The following is a 19,784-nucleotide window of genomic DNA, read 5'->3' as shown; positions in this document are numbered from 1 at the left end:
ACTAACCAAACAATCATTCACTTCTAGTTTACATGAATTCAGCCGCAAGTTTACCAAATGTTTCTTCATTCATGTCGAGATTTGCAAAAGTCAGCCCCTGATTGGCATACCCGTCGATTTGGGACTGATAATCCGGACGCGAATCGTCCTGATAAATCAAGCCCATGACGAGACCGTTATGTTCGTGGACGACCCGTTTCGCAAGATCAAGATTCGTCGCATCATAGTCATCGAGATCATCCAGTTTCGTCAGATTCTGTTTGAACCAGTCGTACGTGTTGACTTTATTGAACGTCACACACGGACTGAACACGTTGATAAAGGCAAATCCTTTATGTTGCGTCGCCTGTTCAATCAGGCTCGTCAATCCTTTCAAGTCATTCGAAAAGCTTTGGGCAACGAATGTTGCGCCTGCCGTCAATGCCAGTTCGACCGGTGAGACACTTTTTTCGATAGATCCTTTCGGTGTCGACTTCGTCTTAAAACCGAGCGCCGACGTCGGGGATGTCTGTCCTTTTGTCAAACCATAGATTTGATTGTCCATGACGATGTACGTCATATCGACATTTCGTTTGAATGCATGAATCGTATGTCCCATCCCGATGGCGAATCCGTCCCCGTCACCGCCGGACGCGATGACCGTCAACTCACGGTTCGCCATCTTGACGCCCTGGGCAATCGGTAACGACCGGCCGTGGACACCATGAAATCCGTACGTATTGATATAACCGGAAATCCGTCCCGAACAGCCGATACCGGAAATCAAAGCCAGTTCCTCCGGCTCCAGTCCGACGTTTGCGACCGCCCGTTGAATGGCCGCCTGAATCGAAAAGTCACCGCAGCCGGGACACCAGTTCGGTTTGACATCGTTTCTGAAATCTTTAAAGGTTGCCATGGAAAACCCCTCCTGCAACGACTTGTTCCACCACTTCCGCCGGATAGAACGGATCGCCGTTGAATTTTAAAATATGTTCAATTTTTTCTGCAAAACCGCAGTTCATCTGAATCAGTTTCGCCAGTTGTCCCGTCGCATTGTATTCGACGACGACGACCTGTTTGGCCCGCTCGAGGTGCGGACGGACGAGTTCACTCGGAAACGGATGCATCTGCCGGATATGGAGATGATCGACATGAATGCCCTGTTCTTCAAGACGCGGCATCACTTCTTCAATCGTTCCGCGCGTCGAGTTAAAACCGACAAACAGAATATCCGGTGTGGCATGCTGTTCTGTGACAAGGACGGCATCCTTCATCCGGAACCGGTTTAACTTGCGGAGACGTTTCGTCATTTGATCGACCCGATTCTTCGTCGCTTCCGACGGACGGCCTTCTTCGTTATGTTCGACTCCCGTCACATGATGAATACCGTGTTTCGTACCCGGGACGACACGCGGACTGATTCCGTCTTCCGTCACTTCATAGCGTTTGAAGTACGCTTTTCCTTCAAGTTCCGGCAGTTCATCAAGCATCAATTTCCCGCGGCGGATTTCAACGCGGTTGACATCAAGCGGTTCGACAGACTGTTTCCCGAGCGATAACATCAAATCCGTCAAGAGAATGACCGGACATTGGTATTCTTCCGCGATGTTGAATGCTTCCGCTGCATCATAAAAAGCTTCCTCGACTGTCGACGGCGCCAAGACGACTTTCGGAATCTCACCGTGTGTGCTGTAAATCATCGCCATCAAGTCGGACTGTTCCTGTTTCGTCGGCAGTCCGGTCGAAGGCCCCCCCCGTTGTGTATCAATGATGACAAGCGGCGTTTCCGTCATTCCGGACAAACCGATTGCTTCTGCCATCAGCGACAGACCGGGTCCGGCTGATGCCGTCAAGGCCCGGACGCCGGCGTAGTTGGCACCAATTGCCATCGTAACTGCGGCCAGCTCATCTTCCGTCTGAACGACGGTTCCGCCGAACTGCGGTAATTTTTTAATTAAGTACTCCATGATTTCCGACGACGGAGTAATCGGATAAGCTGCCATCAGACGGGCACCCCCTGCAACTGCACCAAGCGCAATCGCATCATTGCCGATCATAAACATCCGTTGCTGTCCGTCTGCCGGATCGAGGACGAAACGTTCCGCTGTTCCAGCCATCGCTTCAAATGCCGCTGCCCCTTCGCGAATCGCCGATAAGTTTTTCTCGACCATTTCCGGTCCTTTGCGGCCAAAAATCTGTTCCACGACCGCCTGGAAACGTTCCGGTGCAATCCCGAGAATCGCACTCGATGCCCCGATGGCAACCATGTTTTTCATCAACGACGTTCCGAGTCCGGACGCAATTTCCGTAAAAGGAATCGGATACAGGACGGCACGTGTCTGATCCGGGTTGGTCGGATTGAACTTCGCATCGGCAATGATGATTGCCCCTTGACGCAACTCATGGAAATTGACATCGATCGTTTCCTGGTCAAAGGCAACCAGAATATCGAGATCGTCGGCGACGGTCCGGACTTCGTGTGTCGCGACCCGGATTTTGTTGTTCGTATGTCCACCTTTGATGCGTGAAGAAAAATGACGGTATCCGTATAAGTAATAACCAAGGCGGTTCAAGGCAATGGCAAAGATCTCACCCGTCGATTCGATCCCTTCCCCCTGCTGACCGCCTACTTTCCATGACAATTGATTGTACATCGACGTTCGCTCCTTTAATCCCCTGAAATGATTGAAGCTGTCTGCTTCACTATCCTCCCCCATGATACCGATTTCCCGATGCTTGTACAATGCTCCGCTGACGAATCCGTTGATTTTTTCCTGTAATCCGTCATAAAAAAAGGCCATCTACTCCAACGAGTAAATGGTCTGGTTTAACGTAGGACCTATGTCCAATGATGCATCATCGTGGTTCAATGATTAATTTGATTGCCGTCCGTTCCTCGCCATCAATCATGATGTCGGTAAATGCCGGAATACAGATCAAATCCATGCCTGACGGTGCGACAAATCCTCTTGCGATTGCAACCGCTTTGACGGATTGATTGAGTGCACCTGCTCCGATTGCCTGAATTTCGACAGAACCTTTCTCTCGAAGTACACCTGCGAGCGCTCCGGCGACCGCATTCGGATTCGATTTAGCTGATACTTTCAGGACGTCCATGCATGTACCTCCCAATCAAAAATCAAAACTCAATCAAAGAAAATCGATTGATCCGTTAAATGGATGCGTTCAATCTTCGTTGCTTTTTTTGATACATCATTAATATGAATCAAGACTCCATTTAATTGTTCCCGTCCTTCAGCAACTTCAAACCGGGTTGGGAGCTGTGTTTTAAATTTTCGCAAGACATCTTCTTTGCGCATCCCGAGAACACCGTCGAGTGGACCTGTCATGCCGACATCCGTGATGTAAGCCGTTCCACCTTCAAGAATCCGTTCATCCGCCGTCTGGACGTGCGTATGTGTCCCGACAACCGCCTGGACACGACCTGCCAAGTGATAGCCCATCGCGATTTTTTCACTCGTTGCTTCCGCATGAACGTCAACGAAGATTGCATCGACTTCACCCTCGACTTCAGCAATCAGTTCATCGACTGTCCGGAATGGATCGCCGAGCGGCGGTAAGAAGACCGTCCCTTGAACGTTGATGACGGCGATTTTCTTGTTGCCGACTTTTAAGACCATCATGCCACGACCCGGTGTACCTTCCGGATAGTTCGCCGGACGGACGATCCGATCCGCGTCATCGATCCAGTCAAAGATGTCCCGGTTATCAAACGTATGGTTCCCCATCGTCACACCATGGAATCCAAGTTCAAGTAACTGATGATAAATCGATTTCGTGATCCCGCGGCCATGCGCTGCATTTTCTCCATTGACGAGCATGACAGTCGGATTATATTTGGATTTAATGCGTGCTGTAAACTGCTGTAAGATATGACGGCCGGGTGCTCCGACGACATCTCCGATAAATAAGATTTTCATGAAACATTCCTCCAAGTAATTAAAAAAAGTGGCGGTCGCCCGCCACTTTGCTTATTTTGCGTATTCGACCGCTCGTGTTTCCCGAATGACCGTGACTTTGATATGACCCGGATAATCAAGTTCTTCTTCGATTTTTTTCCGGATATCGCTTGCCATCTTATGGGCAAGGACATCGTCGACGACATCAGGACGAACGATAATCCGTACTTCACGACCTGCTTGAATCGCAAAGGACTTCTCTACCCCGTCAAATGATTCTGAGATTTCTTCCAGACGTTCGAGACGTCGGATGTAACTCTCGAGTGTTTCTTGACGTGCACCTGGACGGGCGGCAGATAAGGCATCTGCTGCTGCGACCAGAACGGAAATGACAGATGTCGCTTCCGTATCCCCGTGGTGGGAAGCAATCGCATTGATGACGGTTGGATGTTCTTTGTACTTCGTACCAAGTTCCACTCCGATTTCAACGTGACTTCCTTCCACTTCGTGGTCAATCGCTTTCCCGATATCGTGAAGGAGACCAGCGCGTTTCGCAAGTGTTACATCCTCACCGAGCTCTGCTGCCATCATACCGGCAAGATGAGCGACTTCGAGTGAGTGGAACAATACGTTTTGACCGTAACTTGTCCGATACTTCAAGCGGCCGAGAATTTTGACGAGATCCGGATGAATCCCGTGAATCCCGACATCATATGTCGCTTCTTCACCGATTTCACGAATCCGTTCGTCGACTTCCCGACGTGATTTGTCGACCATCTCTTCAATTCGTGCCGGGTGAATCCGACCGTCTTGAACGAGTTTTTCAAGGGCCATCTTCGCCACTTCCCGGCGAATCGGATCAAATCCGGACAAGATGACCGCTTCCGGTGTGTCATCGATGATTAAATCGATACCCGTTAACGTTTCGAGGGTCCGGATGTTACGGCCTTCACGACCGATGATCCGGCCTTTCATCTCGTCATTCGGCAAGTTGACGACCGAAACCGTCGTCTCTGCGATATGTTCCGCGGCGAACCGTTGAATCGCAAGTGAAAGGATGTTGCGTGCTTTTTTGTCTGCTTCTTCTTTTGCTTTTTGTTCGATTTCTTTTTGAAGAATGGCTGCATCGTGCATGGCAGCTTGTTTCGTCTCATCCATGATGATAGCTCTGGCTTCGTCTTGCGAAAGATTCGCAACACGTACGAGCTCTTGGCGTCCCTGTTCATACAGGTCCTCTACTTTGCGTTCTAACTCTTCAGCTTGATGCTTCCGTTTCGCGATCTCTGCATCACGCGTATTGATTTGTTCTTCCTTGCGGTCGATGGAATCAACACGGCGATCGAGTGTCTCTTCTTTTTGGAGCAATCGTCCTTCTTGTTTCGTTAACTCTTGACGACGTTCACGAAGCTCTTTTTCGACTTCATTCCGAAGTTTAAAGGCTTCATCTTTCGCTTCGAGCAATGCTTCTTTTTTCGTTGCTTCCGCTGATACTTGTGCACGTTCCACGATTTTCGTCGCTTCTGTTTCCGCGCCTTGAATCTTTGCTTCTGCAATCGATTTCCGCAAGAAGTAGCCTACGATGAATGCGATCAGTATTGCGAGGAGAAGTATGACAATCCAAGTTGTTGTACCCATGGGTTCACCTCCCCTTTACAAGGTGTTTCTTAGTTCATTTCGGTTATTCATCGAAGCTGTCTAAAAAACGTACATCTATATTGTAAGGATAGCACTCGTTCATTGTCAACGAACGGGCGGGAAAGAATTCCTATGTTTTCCTCTTTTCAACAAAAAAAGAGCAGAATCTGAATCGATTCCACTCTCTTTCGGCTTATTCTGCAAACAGATCTTCGTCTTGACCTTCTTCAAAGTCAACCGGTTCTTTCCGATCGACGAGACCGTGATGTTCACGAATCAATCGTTCGACCTCATCCGCAACATCCGGATGTTCGATCATGTATTGTTTTGCATTTTCACGTCCTTGACCAAGACGCTCTGAATTGTATGAATACCAAGCACCACTTTTTTGGACGATATCAAGTTCTGTTCCAAGATCAATCAATTCACCAAATTTCGAGATACCTTGTCCATACATGATATCGACTTCCGCTTGTTTGAACGGCGGAGCGATTTTGTTTTTAACGACTTTCAGTTTCGTCCGGTTTCCGACGATATCTGTACCGTTTTTCAAGGCTTCTGCACGACGGACTTCAAGACGGACAGATGAGTAGAACTTCAAGGCACGTCCACCTGGAGTCGTTTCCGGGTTACCGAACATAACACCAATTTTTTCACGAATCTGGTTGATGAAGATGACGATTGTTTTTGATTTGTTTGTCGCACCCGACAATTTACGTAACGCCTGACTCATCAAACGGGCTTGCAGACCCATATGCGAGTCACCCATTTCGCCTTCGATCTCGGCTTTCGGAACAAGTGCAGCTACTGAGTCGACAACGAGGATATCGACAGCTCCTGAACGGACTAAAGCTTCCGCGATTTCAAGTGCCTGTTCTCCTGTATCCGGTTGTGATAACAGTAACTCATCGATGTTGACACCGAGTTTGCTGGCATAAGCAGGATCCAGTGCATGTTCGGCATCGATGAATGCTGCCTGCCCGCCTTGTTTTTGAACTTCAGCAATCGCATGAAGCGAGACTGTCGTTTTACCAGAAGATTCCGGACCATAGACTTCGATTACCCGTCCACGTGGATATCCACCTGCACCGAGCGCTATATCTAATGTGATGGATCCAGAAGAGATTACGGATACTCTCTGATCTGGACTTTCACCTAGTTTCATGATTGAACCTTTACCAAATTGTTTCTCAATCTGGCGTAATGCCATCTCAAGTGCTGCTTTACGATCACTCACGTAGCAGGCCTCCTTTTATTTATCTTACTGAGATTATTGTACTTCTTTTGAGACCGAATAACAAGCTTTTTACGAACATTTATTCGCATAGTTGAAAGAAATCATCTTTTGCCTATTTCGTCCGTCAGGCTGATATTTTGAATGAGCATGAAGTACGCATCTTTGACAGAACGTAATCTAATCATACCACGGTCGAAGGCGGGATACGTCAGTTCAAGTACTTCCGTACCGCCTGAATGTGCCAAGGCACAATAGACCGTCCCAACCGCTCGTCCGCTGTTGCTCGTCGGACCTGCTTCACCGGTTAAAGCGATCGCGAGATCCGTTTGATACAGTTTGCGTGCCCCTTCCGCCATTGCAACGGCAACGTCTCTGCTGACGGCAGTCTGTTCATCAAGTAAGGTCTGCGGTACACCTAAGACATTCACTTTAGCGGTATCCGCATAGACGACGGCACTGCCGCGGAAAACATCACTTGCGCCTTGAATATCGGTCAAACCGCTCGCAAAAGCACCTCCGGTCAGTGACTCCGCTGCAGACAGGGTCAGACCGGATTTCCGGCAGCGGTCGAGGACGACCTCGGGTAAACTCGTTTCGCCGTAACCGTAAAAGTGACTCCCGACTTCGGCAAGTATCTGCTGCTCCAGCGTGTCAAGCATACCAAGGGCGACTTGTTCATCAAGCGCCTTTGCCGTCAAACGAAGACGGACTTCTGCTAATTCGGCATACGGTGCGACGGAAGGATTACGGGCGGTCCGGATGAGATTCGCCAACTGATCGTTTAATGCCGACTCTCCGATGCCGAAGAAACGTAATGTTCTCGATTTAATCGTTTCCTTGCCTAAAAGATGATCGAAATGGTCCGCAATGATCCGTTTCATTTCCCGCGGAACACCCGGTAGCAGAATGTATTGATGGTCCGGTGTATGAACGGACATACCCGGTGCAAGTCCCGCCTGGTTCGTCAAAACATCGGCTTGATCGATGACAAGAGCCTGTTTTTTTTCGTTCTCCGTCATCGTGCGTCCCCGCGTTTTTAAAAATGCCTCAATCCGGTCGTAGGCCGGTTGATCCACATGAAGCGTACGTCCGAGCAGGTCCGCCACGACCTCTTTCGTCAAGTCATCTTCCGTCGGTCCAAGTCCTCCGGTAATGACAATCAATTCCGCCCGTTCCTGGGCCCGTGTGACGACTTCGACCATCCGGTCCCGGTTATCTCCGACGACCGTATGGTAATGCACGTCAATGCCGCATGTCGCAAGCCACTCCGATAAATACTGGGCATTCGTATTCGCAATTTCCCCTAACAACAATTCACTTCCGACAGCAATGATTTCTGCTTTCATCCTACATCCCCGCTTTCTTAACTATACGAAAAGACTGTTCGGTTTGACGAACAGTCTTGTTTGATCCACCTTACATGGATTTCGTAATTAATTTGATATTTTTCGAGAAATACTCGAGACCTGAATAAATTGTTAAAATCAACGCCAACCACATCGTGATTTCCGCAAAAGGAATGTTGAATAACGCAAATCCGATATCGTGCAGTAAAAAGGCGATGATGGATGTCAACTGGACCCAGGTCTTTGCTTTTCCGGAATTTCCGGCCGCAAGGACGATCCCTTCATCTGAAGCGACAAGACGGAGTCCTGTCACAGCAAATTCACGGCATAAGATGATGACGACGACCCAGGCAGCTACGAATCCGAGTTCGACTAAATAGACGAGTGCCGCAGCGACAAGCATCTTGTCGGCGAGTGGATCCATAAATTTACCGAAGTTCGTGACCAATTTGTTTTTCCGGGCAATATACCCGTCGAGCCAATCGGTGATGGCGGCGACGGAAAAGATCATCGCGGCGACGAAGTGGGAAACCGGGAGTTCCGCTCCTAAGACATCCCACTGTCCCCAGTCTGGATTGATGGCTAAGACGGCAACGAACACGGGAATCAGTAACACGCGTAAGACCGTCAATTGATTGGGCAAGTTCATTCTCGTATCCCTCCTTTTCGGGTTATGTATGTCAGCAAAACGGCTGACATGAAGAAGACACGCCTTATGGCGTGGCTACTTTCTTCAAGTAAATATTTTGAACGAGGAGGGAGCGGTTAAGCTTAAGCTCCTGATTGTTGACGAGAATCCGGTCGATTCCTTTGATGGAGCCGACCCGAATCCGAATCACGTCCGTTTTGGCATTTTTGACGACGATCGGGTTTGGATCTGACGCATTGATATGGTCAGGTGCGAGTGCTTGTCCTTCTAAAGAAGTATCCCGTACACCGACGAACGGTGACGGTGATGCATCTTTTTTGATCCGGATGGATACACTCATTGTACCATCTGTCGGGACTTCATAGGTGATGTCTTGACCGACTGTCGTCTTGACTGCCAATGGTTTTTTCGTTTCTTTTTTTACAGGTTCTTCTTTTTTCGCCGGTTCGTCTTTCGGTTCTTCCGCTACCGGCGCGTCTGCTTCCTCACTCGGTGCGTCACCTTCATCAATCGTGACCTCACTTTGTTTCGGTGTCGCCGTTTTCGTTCCGTCACCATCCTGGAACGCCTGGAATCCGTAATACAAGGCTACCCCGATTGCAAAAATCAAGGCAATGATGATGATATTCGGAATCCACCGTTTGGCGACACTTTTCTTCGGTGCCGTTGATTTCGAATACGTCGCACGCCGGGACAGCTCAACGACAGGTTGCGCTTCCGGTTCCGGCAAATCACGTTTGTAAGTCGTAAACACTTCATCGACATCAAGACCGAGTGCTTCCGCGTATGTCTTGATAAAGGCACGTGCATAAAACGCACCCGGCAATTGTTTATAGTCGCCCTCTTCAATCGCAACAATGTAACGTTTTTGAATTTTTGTTGTACTTTGAATTTGTTCAAGAGAGATTCCTAGCGTCTCCCGTTGTTCCTTTAAGTAGGTTCCGAGCTCAGTCATCGGTAACACACCTTCCATTTTCAATACTTATTCGAAATTGAACCAATCGTTCCCGCCATGGGCACGAGGTGGTTCGGTGACAATGATTTCTTCTGTCGAGTTGCGTAATTCAATGATGTAATCAAAATCATCCCACGTGTATTCGCTCGATTTAACAAAAGCATCTGGATGTTCAACGATTTTTGTAGCGGGAAGTCGCATGACTTCACGTAAAATCTGCCAATGCCGCTCGTCGAAATGGCGCTGTGAGACAAGCGCATCGATGATATAAACATAATCGCCTGTCCGTTCATCATCGAACAACGAAGTCCGGACCGTCTGTTTGATTAACGTCGATGAAAGAAATAACCATTTTTTATTGGCACTGACACTCGCCGCAACGATTGATTCGGTTTTCCCGACACGCGGCATACCGCGAACGCCAATCAACAGATGTCCATCCTGTTTGCAGAGTTCGGCCATGAAATCGACGAGAATCCCTAAATCTTCCCGGACAAAACGGAACGTCTTGATTTCGCCGCTGCTGTGGTCGATGTAACGACCATGGCGAATCGCAATCCGGTCCCGGAGTTTCGGTTTACGAAGTTTGATCACGTCAATCGTCGTCATCGTCTTCAGGATGGCTGCGAGTCGCGGGATTTGATCCGGTTGCTTGGTTTGAAGCAACATGCCCCGACGCTGGTGATCGACACCGTTAATCGTGACAATCGAAATATGTAGCATCCCCATGAGTGACGCGATGTCCCCTAATATACCAGGACGATTGACGTTCAGTTCGTACTCCAGATACCACTGTTCGAATTCACTCACGCGCCCAGCCTCCTCTTCAAATCGATTATCCATCCCTCATGTTAAATGATTTTTTGAAAAATGAAAAGCATTCCCCTAAGCAAATTTCACCGGATTACATCCAACCTCCGTCAATTTTGAGAACGGCACCATTCATATACGCCGTATCTTGTCCCATTAAATACGTTATGGCGGATGCCACTTCCTCGACCCGTCCAAAGCGACCGGCAGGTATTTCAGCGAGTGCCAGGTCCCGGTCTTCTGCGGAAAAGACGGCATTCATCGGGGTCTCGATCCAGCCCGGCGTAACGGCATTCACCCGTCCATTCATCGCACCGAGCTCCTTACTGTATGACTTGACGAAACCGAGTTGTGCCGCCTTACAGGTCGAATAGACGACTTCACCGGCGGCACCGAATTCACCTAATACACTGCTGACGACGACGATCGAAAGTGATGCTGAAAAAGCTTTTCGGCTCGTCAAAGTCTGGGCAATCCGAATCAGGGATTCGACATGCAAAGTCATCATCGCCTCGATCGAGGAACGGGACTGATCAACGAGCAGACCACTGAAACTCGTTCCGGCAATGTGAACGAATCCTTCAACGGACGGTAATTTTTCACAAAATGCCGTCAAGTTCCTCCGGTCAGACAGATCGCCTGTGACGATCTCCGCCGTCACAGGCAACTGCTTCACCATCTGTTCGAGCTCATGTTGTTTTTGGTGGGTGTGGAGGACGAGTTCATGCCCTTCCGCCGCTAAGCGGAAGACTGTCGCCCGACCAATTGCTCCGCTTGCCCCCGTAATTAAAATCCGCATCGGTCAAGCATACGGTTTAACGATGGAAATCGCACGATTTTCAAGCGCGAACAATTCATCGAACCGGGCTTCGATTTCTTCTTTTGTAATCGATGCAATCAAAGTCGGTAACGTAAACAGATTCGTTCCGGCAAGAGCATGACGTGAGAATTGATTTGCGATGAATTCCGGTGAGTTCAACGAACGGAGGAACTTCCCTTGCATCATGTTCCGCTTCCGGACGACTTCTGTTTCTTCAAAGTCGGGACGGACAGCCAACAGTTTTTCATAGGCTGTGATGAAACGGTCCGGATCTTCCGTCTCCATTCCGAATGTCGCGAAGGCAAATTCTTCTTCACTCGAATAATCAAAGCTGAACGTATCGTCGATCAAACCGTCTTCGTACAACTCGAGATATGTGGATGACGTCTGGTCAAATAACAGGTGTAACAACAATTCGCTTGTCAGTTCACGACGCAATTGTTCCTGTCCGCCGAGTGAACTGTCTTTATAACCGATCAAGACTTTTGGTGTCTTGACGTCCAGCTCAAGTTCAAATCGTTTATGGAAGACATTGTCTGGTTCGACGCCGTAATCGCGTTCGATCGCCGGACGATCCGCATAATCTTTTTTCGCCTGGTTCGCTTTGATCAAGGCAAGCGTCTCGGCAGGATCGATATTACCGACGACGAACAGCACCATATTGGACGGATGATAGAACGTCCGGTAACACGTATAGAGATCATCCGCTGTAATCTGATCGATTGATTCCGGTGTCCCGGCGATATCGATCCGGACCGGATGTTTCGCATACATCGATTCGATCAGACCGAAGAATAAGCGCCATCCCGGATTATCCTGATACATCTGAATTTCCTGAGTGATGATGCCTTTTTCTTTTTCGACACTCTCTTCCGTGAAATACGGATCCTGGACGAAATCAATCAGCGTTTCAAGATTTTGTTCAATCAACGATGTCGCCGAGAACAGATACGCAGTCCGCGAGAACGATGTAAAGGCGTTTGCCGATGCACCGAGGCGTCCGAATTCTTGGAAAACATCCCCTTGCTCCGACTCAAACATCTTGTGCTCGAGAAAATGCGCGATACCGTCCGGAACATTGACCCACTGTCCATCCTTTTTAAAGCGGTTATCGATTGATCCGTAACGCGTCGTAAACGTCGCATACGTCTTTTCGTAGCCTTTTTTCTGAAGTAAATAGACAGCAAGTCCGTTATCGAGCTGTTCAAAAAATACTGTTTCGTCTGTATCGTGATACGTCAACTGTTCCATTATTCTTCACCTCGCAATAGATAAACTGCCTCAAGCTCGATCGTTGCCGCTAAACGGACGACATCCTCACGTGTTGCCGTCTCGATGAGATGAATCTCATCTTCAAGCGTCAGTCCGCGCATCTTTGATCCATTCAACCAGCCGATTAATTGTCCCGGCTGATCCAGAATTTGCCGACGGGCATTGATTAACATCGCCTTCGTCTGCGTCAGTTCCTGATCCGTGAACTGCCCTGCCTTGAGATCCTTCAGTTGTTCGCCGATAATCGTCTCGGCCCGTTCCGCCTGTTTCGTCTCTACGCCGGCATAGACATACAATGCACTGTTCAGTGCGGCATAACGGGATGCCGCGTAATAGGCGAGACTTTCTTTTTCACGGACATTCATGAACAGCTTCGAATGCGGGAATCCTCCGAATAGGCCGTTCACGATTTGCATCCGAATCGAATCGACGGACGTCGGATCGACACTGACACGATATCCTAAATGCAATTTACCTTGTTTGATCGGTTGCGTCTCTGACGAACGTTTGACACCTGCCACCTGTTTTTGAGCCGGAATGTAGTGACTCGCCTTTTCATCATGGGAAGGTAAGAACGATAAGGCATCTTCCATCTCATTTTGCGTGACATGACCGACGACAAATACATCAATCCGGTCCTGTTCGACCATCGAGCGGTATGTATCACGTAAGGAAACCGGCGTGATTTGTTCGAGTGCTTCAAGTGTACCAAGTGAAGATAATGAAACCGCTTCTCCCGGTGCCATCAGCTCGAGCAAACGCTGCTGGGCAAAACGCATCTTATCATCGTATAACGAGCTGATCCGGAGAACATGCAACCGTTTTTCTTGTTTGACGAACTGTTCCCGGAATCCACCCTCTGTCAAGTCCGGATAAAAAATCATCTGCTCCAGTAAATCGAGCGCTTCTTCAAGCAGCGTCTCATGACGTACAAGGTCACCGCGGACGACATCGAGCTGGAACGAGATGACGTGTTCTTCCCCGAATTTCGAAGCATCGGCATACAGACCTGCGTCATATAATGTTTCGAGCGGCTCACGTAATGCCTTCATCGAAGGATAGGCAGCTGTCGACTTTTCCATGATGTAGGGCAATAAGGCGCGGCTCGTCAGTGTCTTCTCTTCGAGTGGTGCTGAAAACGTCACGAGGACCGTCGTCGTCTTGAATTTATCGGTTGGAACGAGATGAAAGGTCGTTCCTTGTTTGTTCCACGTTTGAAATGACTGACTCATGCTTCTCCATCCTTTCGTTTAAACACATGGGCACTGCGTAAATATTCGATGTCCGCTTTTTCATTGACCGCATTTTCATAACGGGCCGCTGTAAAGAAGAAATCGCTTAGACGGTTGATGAACGGTAACAAATGATGTGCCTGTTCGACATCTATCATCGCCCGTTCGACACGCCGGCAGACCGTACGGGCAACGTGCAGGCAAGCCGCTGCTTCCGTGCCTCCCGGTAAGATGAATTTATCGAGCGGCGGCGACAATTCCGTCAGACTGTCAATCCAGCTTTCGAGATCTTCCGTCGCAGTCGTGCTCAGACGGGATGCTTTCGGTTCGACGTACATCAAGTCACTCCCGCAATCGAACAGGACATGCTGGATGACCGTCAATTGTTCTTTGACTTCGATTGATGTCGCTTTTGTCCGGGCCAGTCCGACAAAACTGTTCAGTTCGTCCAGTTCGCCCATCAGCGTAATCCGCACATCATTTTTTTTGACACGTCCACCGACGAGTGACGTATCTCCCTCATCACCTGATTTAGTATAGATTTTCAAACGACTCACTCCTATAGCGAAAGGAAGCGAATCATAAAGTTCGCTTCCTTTGTTTTTTTGGTAATTGAATTCGGAAAACGGATCCTTTGCCCAGTTCACTTTCGACCTGGACTTCTCCATCGTGCGACCGGACGACGTTTGCAACAATCGCGAGACCGATTCCGGTCCCTGTCTTGCCGCGTGTCCGGGCTTTGTCCGCCTTGTAAAAACGGTCAAAGACAAACGGGACATCCTCTTCCGGAATACCGTCCCCTGAATCAATTACAGATAAAGATATAGTTTCCCTATCTTCTGTGATTTCAATCTTGATTTGTCCATCTTCCGTATACCGTAACGCATTTCCAAGCAGATTTGTCATCACCTGATCCATTTGATCCGGATCAGCTTCAAACTGCACGTCGGGACCGGTCACTTCAAACGATACCCGCTTTTCAAGTCCCATCTGCTTAAACTTCTTGATCATCCGGTTCGCGAACGGAACGGCATCAATCGGTTCAACCCGTTTTTCCTGATATCCGGCTTCCATCCGTGCCAGATCGAGCAAATCATTGACGAGGCGGGACAACCGTTGCGACTCATCGTATATGATGGACGCAAACTCTTTTGTCGCTTCATCACTTTCGGTCATACCGTCGACAATCGCTTCCGAATAACCTTGCAGCATGACAAGCGGTGTCCGCAGTTCGTGGCTGACGTTTGCGACGAAGTCGGCACGCATCTTCTCGAGTTGCTGCGCTTCCGTCATATCACGCAGGACAGCAACTGCTCCGATTTGTTCTTCCTGCTCAAGCAACGGACTGACGATGATGATATAAAAGCGGCCTTCCCGTTCAAAGGAAACCGTCATTTCTTTTTCTTTGCGCATGACCGTCTGGAACAACTCAATCAACTCATCCGGAACCGGTCCACCTGCCAGGAACGCTTCGGCCGGCGGATTAGTAGCCAGTAACTCACCTGATTCCGAGAAGGTCAAGACACCGTCCGCCATACACCTTAAGATGGACGATAACAAATGACGTTCCTTATCAAGATCCGTGACGTACTGATTGAGCTGACTGCTCATCTCATTAAACGCAAGCGCCAAATCCCCAATTTCGTCGCGCGAGCGCTGGGTCAGACTCTGATCAAACTTTCCTTCACCGGCCTCGACGACCGCTTGACGAATCGTTCGGAGCGGAGCCGTAATCCGGGTCGACAGGAAGAAGGCAAAGACGGTCGTTCCGATGATGGCCAGCAGGACACAAAGCTGAATGATTTGACGCGCTCCTTCATTGGCCTGTTCGATGTTCGTCAACTGTTCGATCAGATACATCGTCCCGCTTCCGCTTTCCGTGATGAACGGAGCACGGTAAGCAAGAGCTGCTTTTCCGTTAAACGTCTCGTAGTTCCCGATCGCGGTCTCCCCTTCTTCACCGTCAACGGCTTTCCAGTTCTGACGTTCGAGTTCCTTGATGATCCGCTTTGCTTTTGTTTCCGAGATATTCGTTTCGACCGTATTATCCTTCGTCGTCGCAATCAAGGTCGCCCCGTAAATATCGGTAATCTCGATCGCGGTCGCAGATCCTTCTTCGAGACCGCTGTGGGCCTGGAAGACCGTTTCGACCTGTTGCCCGAGTTTTGCCAAATGGCCCCGTTCCTGTTCGATATGGAACGAGTTGAAAAATTCGAGTAATAAAATCGTCAAGGCAATCAAGACGACGGAAACGAGTAATAAAATCGTTCCCCACAATTTAATGACGACGCTCTGTAACCATTTCATCGTCAGGCGGGATTATTCTCGAACTTGTAACCGACACCCCAAACCGTCGTAATCATTTGGGCTGCATTTGGTGACAGACGGTTCAGTTTTTCACGCAGTCGTTTGACATGTGTGTCAACGGTCCGTAAGTCGCCGAAAAACTCATAGTTCCAGACTTCTTTTAATAACTGTTCCCGCGAAAAGACTTTGTCCGTCTGCTTCGCCAGGAAATACAGCAATTCATATTCTTTTGGTGTCAAATTGACTTCCTGCGATTCGACTGTGACACGGTGGGCATCATTATCAATCGTCAAGTGCGGGAAGACGATGACATCTTTTGTTTTCGCATCCGTATGCAGGAACTTCGTTGCGCTTGCCCGGCGCAGGATTGCCTTGACACGTAAGACGACTTCGCGGGGACTGAATGGTTTGACGATATAATCGTCCGCCCCCATTTCAAAACCGTGGACCCGGTTCGTCTCTTCGCCTTTTGCCGTCAGCATGACGATTGGTGTCGCTTTCGTTTTCCGCAGTTCTTCACAGACCTGCATGCCATCGAGCTTCGGCATCATCAAATCAAGTAGAATCACATCATATTCCGTTTCAAGTGCCATCTCGAGAGCCGTTTCTCCATTGTCGGCTTCTTCAATCGTAAAGTTCTCACGTTCGAGATACATTTTTAATAAACGTCGAATCCGTTCTTCGTCATCGACGACTAAAATACGCGCTTCTTCTGACATCAGTTGATTCCTCCCATAAACTAATCTGTCTCACTCTATCCTACTACTCTTCTAGTATACTATGAAACAAAAGAAATAGCGTCTCTGACCGTGGAAATCAATCGTCTCGCCTAAAAAAGGATGGACAGCGGAAGTTTCCTTCCACCGTCCATCCTTGACTGATGATTCCAGTAATTGATTTCGTTACTTACGCGTAAGAGTGAAGACCTGCAACGACCAAGTTGACGAAAACGAGGTTGAACATGATGACGGCAAATCCGCCGACACACAACCACGCTGATTTTTTACCAATCCAGCCGCGCTGGATCCGCATGTGCAGGTAGAAGACATAGAACAGCATCGTGATCAAGGCCCATACTTCTTTCGGGTCCCAACCCCAATAACGGCTCCAAGCCATCTGTGCCCAAATCATCGCGAAGATCAATCCACCGAGAATGAAGACCGGCAAACCAATCGCAATCGCACGGTAGCTGATTTCATCTGCTGTCTCGAGATCAATCTTACGGGCGATCGGTTTCAGGCTCTCCGCCAAACGTTTCCGTAAAATGACGAAGCGAAGCAGAATATACAAGACTAAACCGCCGATCAATGACCATAAGACCGTATTGACTTTATTGGCATTGAGGAAATTCGGTAATTCAACGACAGCACCAGAACCGGAAATGATCTTTCCGTTTTCAGGACCAGTCAAAACTGGCATCGTGTAGTCATGTTGCATCGTCGCACCGTTTTTCGCGACATACTCGATCGTCGAGTTCGTTCCGAGTGCATTGAACAATAAACCGACGATGATATAACCGACGACACATGCGAGTGAAAACATGACAACTTCAAGCCATGTCCGTGTTTTCGATTCTTTGTTGAAGTCTGTCGCATGGATCAGATACAGCAATCCGGTTGCGAAGCTGACTGCAAGAATCCCTTCTCCGAGTGCTGCCGTCGTCACGTGGATTTTCAACCAGACACTTTGAAGTGCCGGAATCAACGGTTGAACTTCATCCGGGAACATCGACGCGTAAGCGATGACAAGCAACGCGACCGGCATCGCCACAAGTCCGAGGACATTGTTGCGATAAATCCCGTAGACGATCAGGAAGCCGAGTACCATCATCATTCCGAAGAATGTCGTGTACTCATAAAGATTCGAAACCGGAACGTGTCCAGCTCCTGCCCAGCGTGTGAAGAAGTAGCCGAGCTGGGCCACAAATCCCAAAAGAGCAAGTGAGAAAGCAATTTTCCCGGAACGGCTTGGTCCCTTTTTACCACTTGTTGCGACGGCAAAGAAACCGGTACTGATCAGATATAAGATGAACGACGTAAGCAGTAAATTACCGCTTAAACTAAGCAGATTCATTTCGATTCCCCCTCTTCCCGCAACTTCTGCCGGTCTTCCAGTTGCGGAAGTCCCACTTCAGTCAAGGCGAGATTGACTTCTTTTTGAAGTCCAAGTGCATTTTTATTCGTAAATCCGGCAATGTTGATCTGCCCGTTTGTTTCTTTCAACCAGAGTCTGCGGTGCGGCCAGTACATGCCGAGCAGCAACCCGATCATGAATATCACACCGCCAGCGAACAGGAACGGCAGCGTCAGATCTTTTTTAATCCGGACGCCGGAAATGTTCGACAGTTCCGTACCGGCGAAGCCCATCTTATACTGGTTTTCATCGCCGCCGACATTCAGCTTAATTCCGATCAGACTCCGTTCCCCTTTTGGATGTTCCGGTGATTTGATCGTAAAGACAAACGCCGGATTGACGGGACGGGACGAGTTCGTTGTCGGTTTTCCATCCTTGACGACGAAGTCCGGCAAGAAGTCTTTCAGTTCGACGTCATAACCGTTCTTTAATTTGTAAGTTTCCTGCGGATTGCGCAAGTCGACTTTAATCGTATCGACGACTTTACCCGTTTTTTGATTCTCGATGTTGAATGACATCGTCTTGAATTCCGGATCCGCTGCATACTGCTCTTGGAAAACTTGATAATTACCGAACTCGAACGGTTGGTTGACGGCTGTTTCACCGGTTTTGACTTTCTCAAGTTTCGGTTTAAAGTCGTCCGTCATGCCGGTTTTTTTATACAACGTCATCTGGGTGTCATAGTTTTTCGGAACACTTCCACCGGCCCGTTTCAGAGCTTCTCTGAATTTCTCGGGTTCTTTTGCCGGATCATAAAACTCAATGTTAAACGAGTTATTCTCGAGATAATACTTATTGTCCGTCGCTTCGACCGGCAACGTTTCGCCTTCACGGATCCACATCAGCTCATCTTCGTGCATGCCGGGAACGATGCGTAACATCGCTCCACCGAAGAACAGGACAAGCCCGATATGGTTGATATACGGACCCCAGCGCCCGAATCGTTGTTTCTCCGCGAGCAAGGAACTGTCTTGACGACGGACCTTGTAGCCTTTTTTCTTCAGTAACGGTTCAATGGCATCAATCTGTTTGACCGTTCCAGTCGCTTCAGCGCCAAATCGCTGACCGCCCATAAAACGGTCGGACTGGATGACCGGTTGTTTCTTCAACGCACGATACAGCGGGAAGAAACGGTCGATCGATACGATGATGATGGATAACAGTAATAATGTGATTAAGCCGATGTACCACCAGGATTCAAACAAATTATGGAAGCCGAGGGCATAATAAATCTCCCCGGCCGTCCCGTATTCTTTTCCGTAAAATTCTTCCGGCGGAATCGCTTGCGGAATGTACATCTCCTGCGGGAAGATGGTTCCGACGCCGCTTGCAATGATGATTAAGCCGATCAACCACAAACCGACTTTAACGGATGAAAAGAATGTCCATGTCCGGTCGATCCATGATTGATTTTTTCGTTTTGAACGAAGCTCGGCTTCCTCATAACGCATATCCAGTTGCTTATATTCCTGCTGCATCATAAATTCCC

Annotated in this window: 18 protein-coding genes; all 18 read right to left on the bottom strand. The window is 48.7% G+C overall.

Annotated features, from left to right (window positions below):
- Nucleotides 1–28: 28 nt before the first annotated feature.
- The 18 genes from HNY42_RS06715 to HNY42_RS06630 all read right to left on the bottom strand — a co-directional run bounded on the left by HNY42_RS06715 (nt 29) and on the right by HNY42_RS06630 (nt 19,773).
- Nucleotides 29–895, bottom strand: a complete 867-nt coding sequence (locus HNY42_RS06715) for a 2-oxoacid:ferredoxin oxidoreductase subunit beta (protein WP_188005296.1) — start codon at nt 893–895, stop codon at nt 29–31.
- On the bottom strand, nt 882–2,633 hold the full coding sequence (locus tag HNY42_RS06710; RefSeq protein ID WP_131503184.1) for a 2-oxoacid:acceptor oxidoreductase subunit alpha: 1,752 nt from the start codon (nt 2,631–2,633) through the stop codon (nt 882–884). The genes HNY42_RS06715 and HNY42_RS06710 overlap by 14 nt, the downstream gene beginning before the upstream one ends.
- 202 nt (nt 2,634–2,835) lie before the next feature.
- Nucleotides 2,836–3,096: a stage V sporulation protein S gene (locus HNY42_RS06705; protein ID WP_131503025.1), complete on the bottom strand. Its 261-nt coding sequence runs from the start codon at nt 3,094–3,096 to the stop codon at nt 2,836–2,838.
- 29 nt (nt 3,097–3,125) lie between these two features.
- Complete coding sequence (locus tag HNY42_RS06700) at nt 3,126–3,920, bottom strand: TIGR00282 family metallophosphoesterase (protein WP_188005295.1); 795 nt, start codon at nt 3,918–3,920, stop codon at nt 3,126–3,128.
- 51 nt (nt 3,921–3,971) lie between these two features.
- A complete protein-coding gene (gene rny / locus HNY42_RS06695) occupies nt 3,972–5,534 on the bottom strand; it encodes a ribonuclease Y (RefSeq protein ID WP_012369930.1) in 1,563 nt (520 codons plus the stop codon).
- A gap of 193 nt (nt 5,535–5,727) precedes the next feature.
- Entirely contained in the window at nt 5,728–6,771 is a 1,044-nt protein-coding gene (gene recA, locus HNY42_RS06690) for a recombinase RecA (RefSeq protein WP_131503026.1), read from the bottom strand.
- Nucleotides 6,772–6,872: 101 nt separating this feature from the next.
- Entirely contained in the window at nt 6,873–8,117 is a 1,245-nt protein-coding gene (locus HNY42_RS06685) for a competence/damage-inducible protein A (RefSeq protein WP_188005294.1), read from the bottom strand.
- A gap of 70 nt (nt 8,118–8,187) precedes the next feature.
- A complete protein-coding gene (gene pgsA / locus HNY42_RS06680) occupies nt 8,188–8,766 on the bottom strand; it encodes a CDP-diacylglycerol--glycerol-3-phosphate 3-phosphatidyltransferase (RefSeq protein WP_114596239.1) in 579 nt (192 codons plus the stop codon).
- Nucleotides 8,767–8,830: 64 nt separating this feature from the next.
- Complete coding sequence (locus tag HNY42_RS06675) at nt 8,831–9,721, bottom strand: helix-turn-helix domain-containing protein (RefSeq protein ID WP_131503028.1); 891 nt, start codon at nt 9,719–9,721, stop codon at nt 8,831–8,833.
- A gap of 27 nt (nt 9,722–9,748) precedes the next feature.
- Entirely contained in the window at nt 9,749–10,564 is an 816-nt protein-coding gene (locus tag HNY42_RS06670) for a DUF3388 domain-containing protein (RefSeq protein ID WP_251135835.1), read from the bottom strand.
- A gap of 61 nt (nt 10,565–10,625) precedes the next feature.
- On the bottom strand, nt 10,626–11,330 hold the full coding sequence (gene ymfI / locus HNY42_RS06665) for an elongation factor P 5-aminopentanone reductase (protein ID WP_188005293.1): 705 nt from the start codon (nt 11,328–11,330) through the stop codon (nt 10,626–10,628).
- A gap of 3 nt (nt 11,331–11,333) precedes the next feature.
- Nucleotides 11,334–12,602: an EF-P 5-aminopentanol modification-associated protein YfmH gene (gene yfmH / locus HNY42_RS06660; protein WP_188005292.1), complete on the bottom strand. Its 1,269-nt coding sequence runs from the start codon at nt 12,600–12,602 to the stop codon at nt 11,334–11,336.
- Nucleotides 12,602–13,855 carry an EF-P 5-aminopentanol modification-associated protein YfmF gene (yfmF, locus tag HNY42_RS06655; protein ID WP_188005291.1) on the bottom strand — a complete coding sequence of 418 codons (1,254 nt, stop codon included), beginning with the start codon at nt 13,853–13,855 and terminating at the stop codon, nt 12,602–12,604. Before yfmF ends, yfmH begins: the two co-directional genes overlap by 1 nt.
- On the bottom strand, nt 13,852–14,403 hold the full coding sequence (locus HNY42_RS06650; protein ID WP_114596244.1) for a cob(I)yrinic acid a,c-diamide adenosyltransferase: 552 nt from the start codon (nt 14,401–14,403) through the stop codon (nt 13,852–13,854). The genes yfmF and HNY42_RS06650 overlap by 4 nt, the downstream gene beginning before the upstream one ends.
- 31 nt (nt 14,404–14,434) lie before the next feature.
- Entirely contained in the window at nt 14,435–16,162 is a 1,728-nt protein-coding gene (locus tag HNY42_RS06645) for an ATP-binding protein (protein ID WP_131503032.1), read from the bottom strand.
- Nucleotides 16,163–16,164: 2 nt separating this feature from the next.
- Nucleotides 16,165–16,881, bottom strand: coding sequence for a response regulator transcription factor (locus HNY42_RS06640; protein WP_012369919.1), 717 nt, complete (start codon nt 16,879–16,881; stop codon nt 16,165–16,167).
- 187 nt (nt 16,882–17,068) lie between these two features.
- On the bottom strand, nt 17,069–18,235 hold the full coding sequence (ccsB, locus tag HNY42_RS06635; protein ID WP_131503033.1) for a c-type cytochrome biogenesis protein CcsB: 1,167 nt from the start codon (nt 18,233–18,235) through the stop codon (nt 17,069–17,071).
- A complete protein-coding gene (locus tag HNY42_RS06630) occupies nt 18,232–19,773 on the bottom strand; it encodes a cytochrome c biogenesis protein ResB (RefSeq protein WP_255508428.1) in 1,542 nt (513 codons plus the stop codon). Before HNY42_RS06630 ends, ccsB begins: the two co-directional genes overlap by 4 nt.
- Nucleotides 19,774–19,784 lie beyond the last annotated feature (11 nt).

It is taken from the genome of Exiguobacterium sp. Helios (genome assembly GCF_014524545.1).
Classification (GTDB): domain Bacteria; phylum Bacillota; class Bacilli; order Exiguobacteriales; family Exiguobacteriaceae; genus Exiguobacterium_A.
Note: the sequence above shows the minus strand (reverse complement) of the source record. Positions and strands in the feature narration are given on the sequence as shown.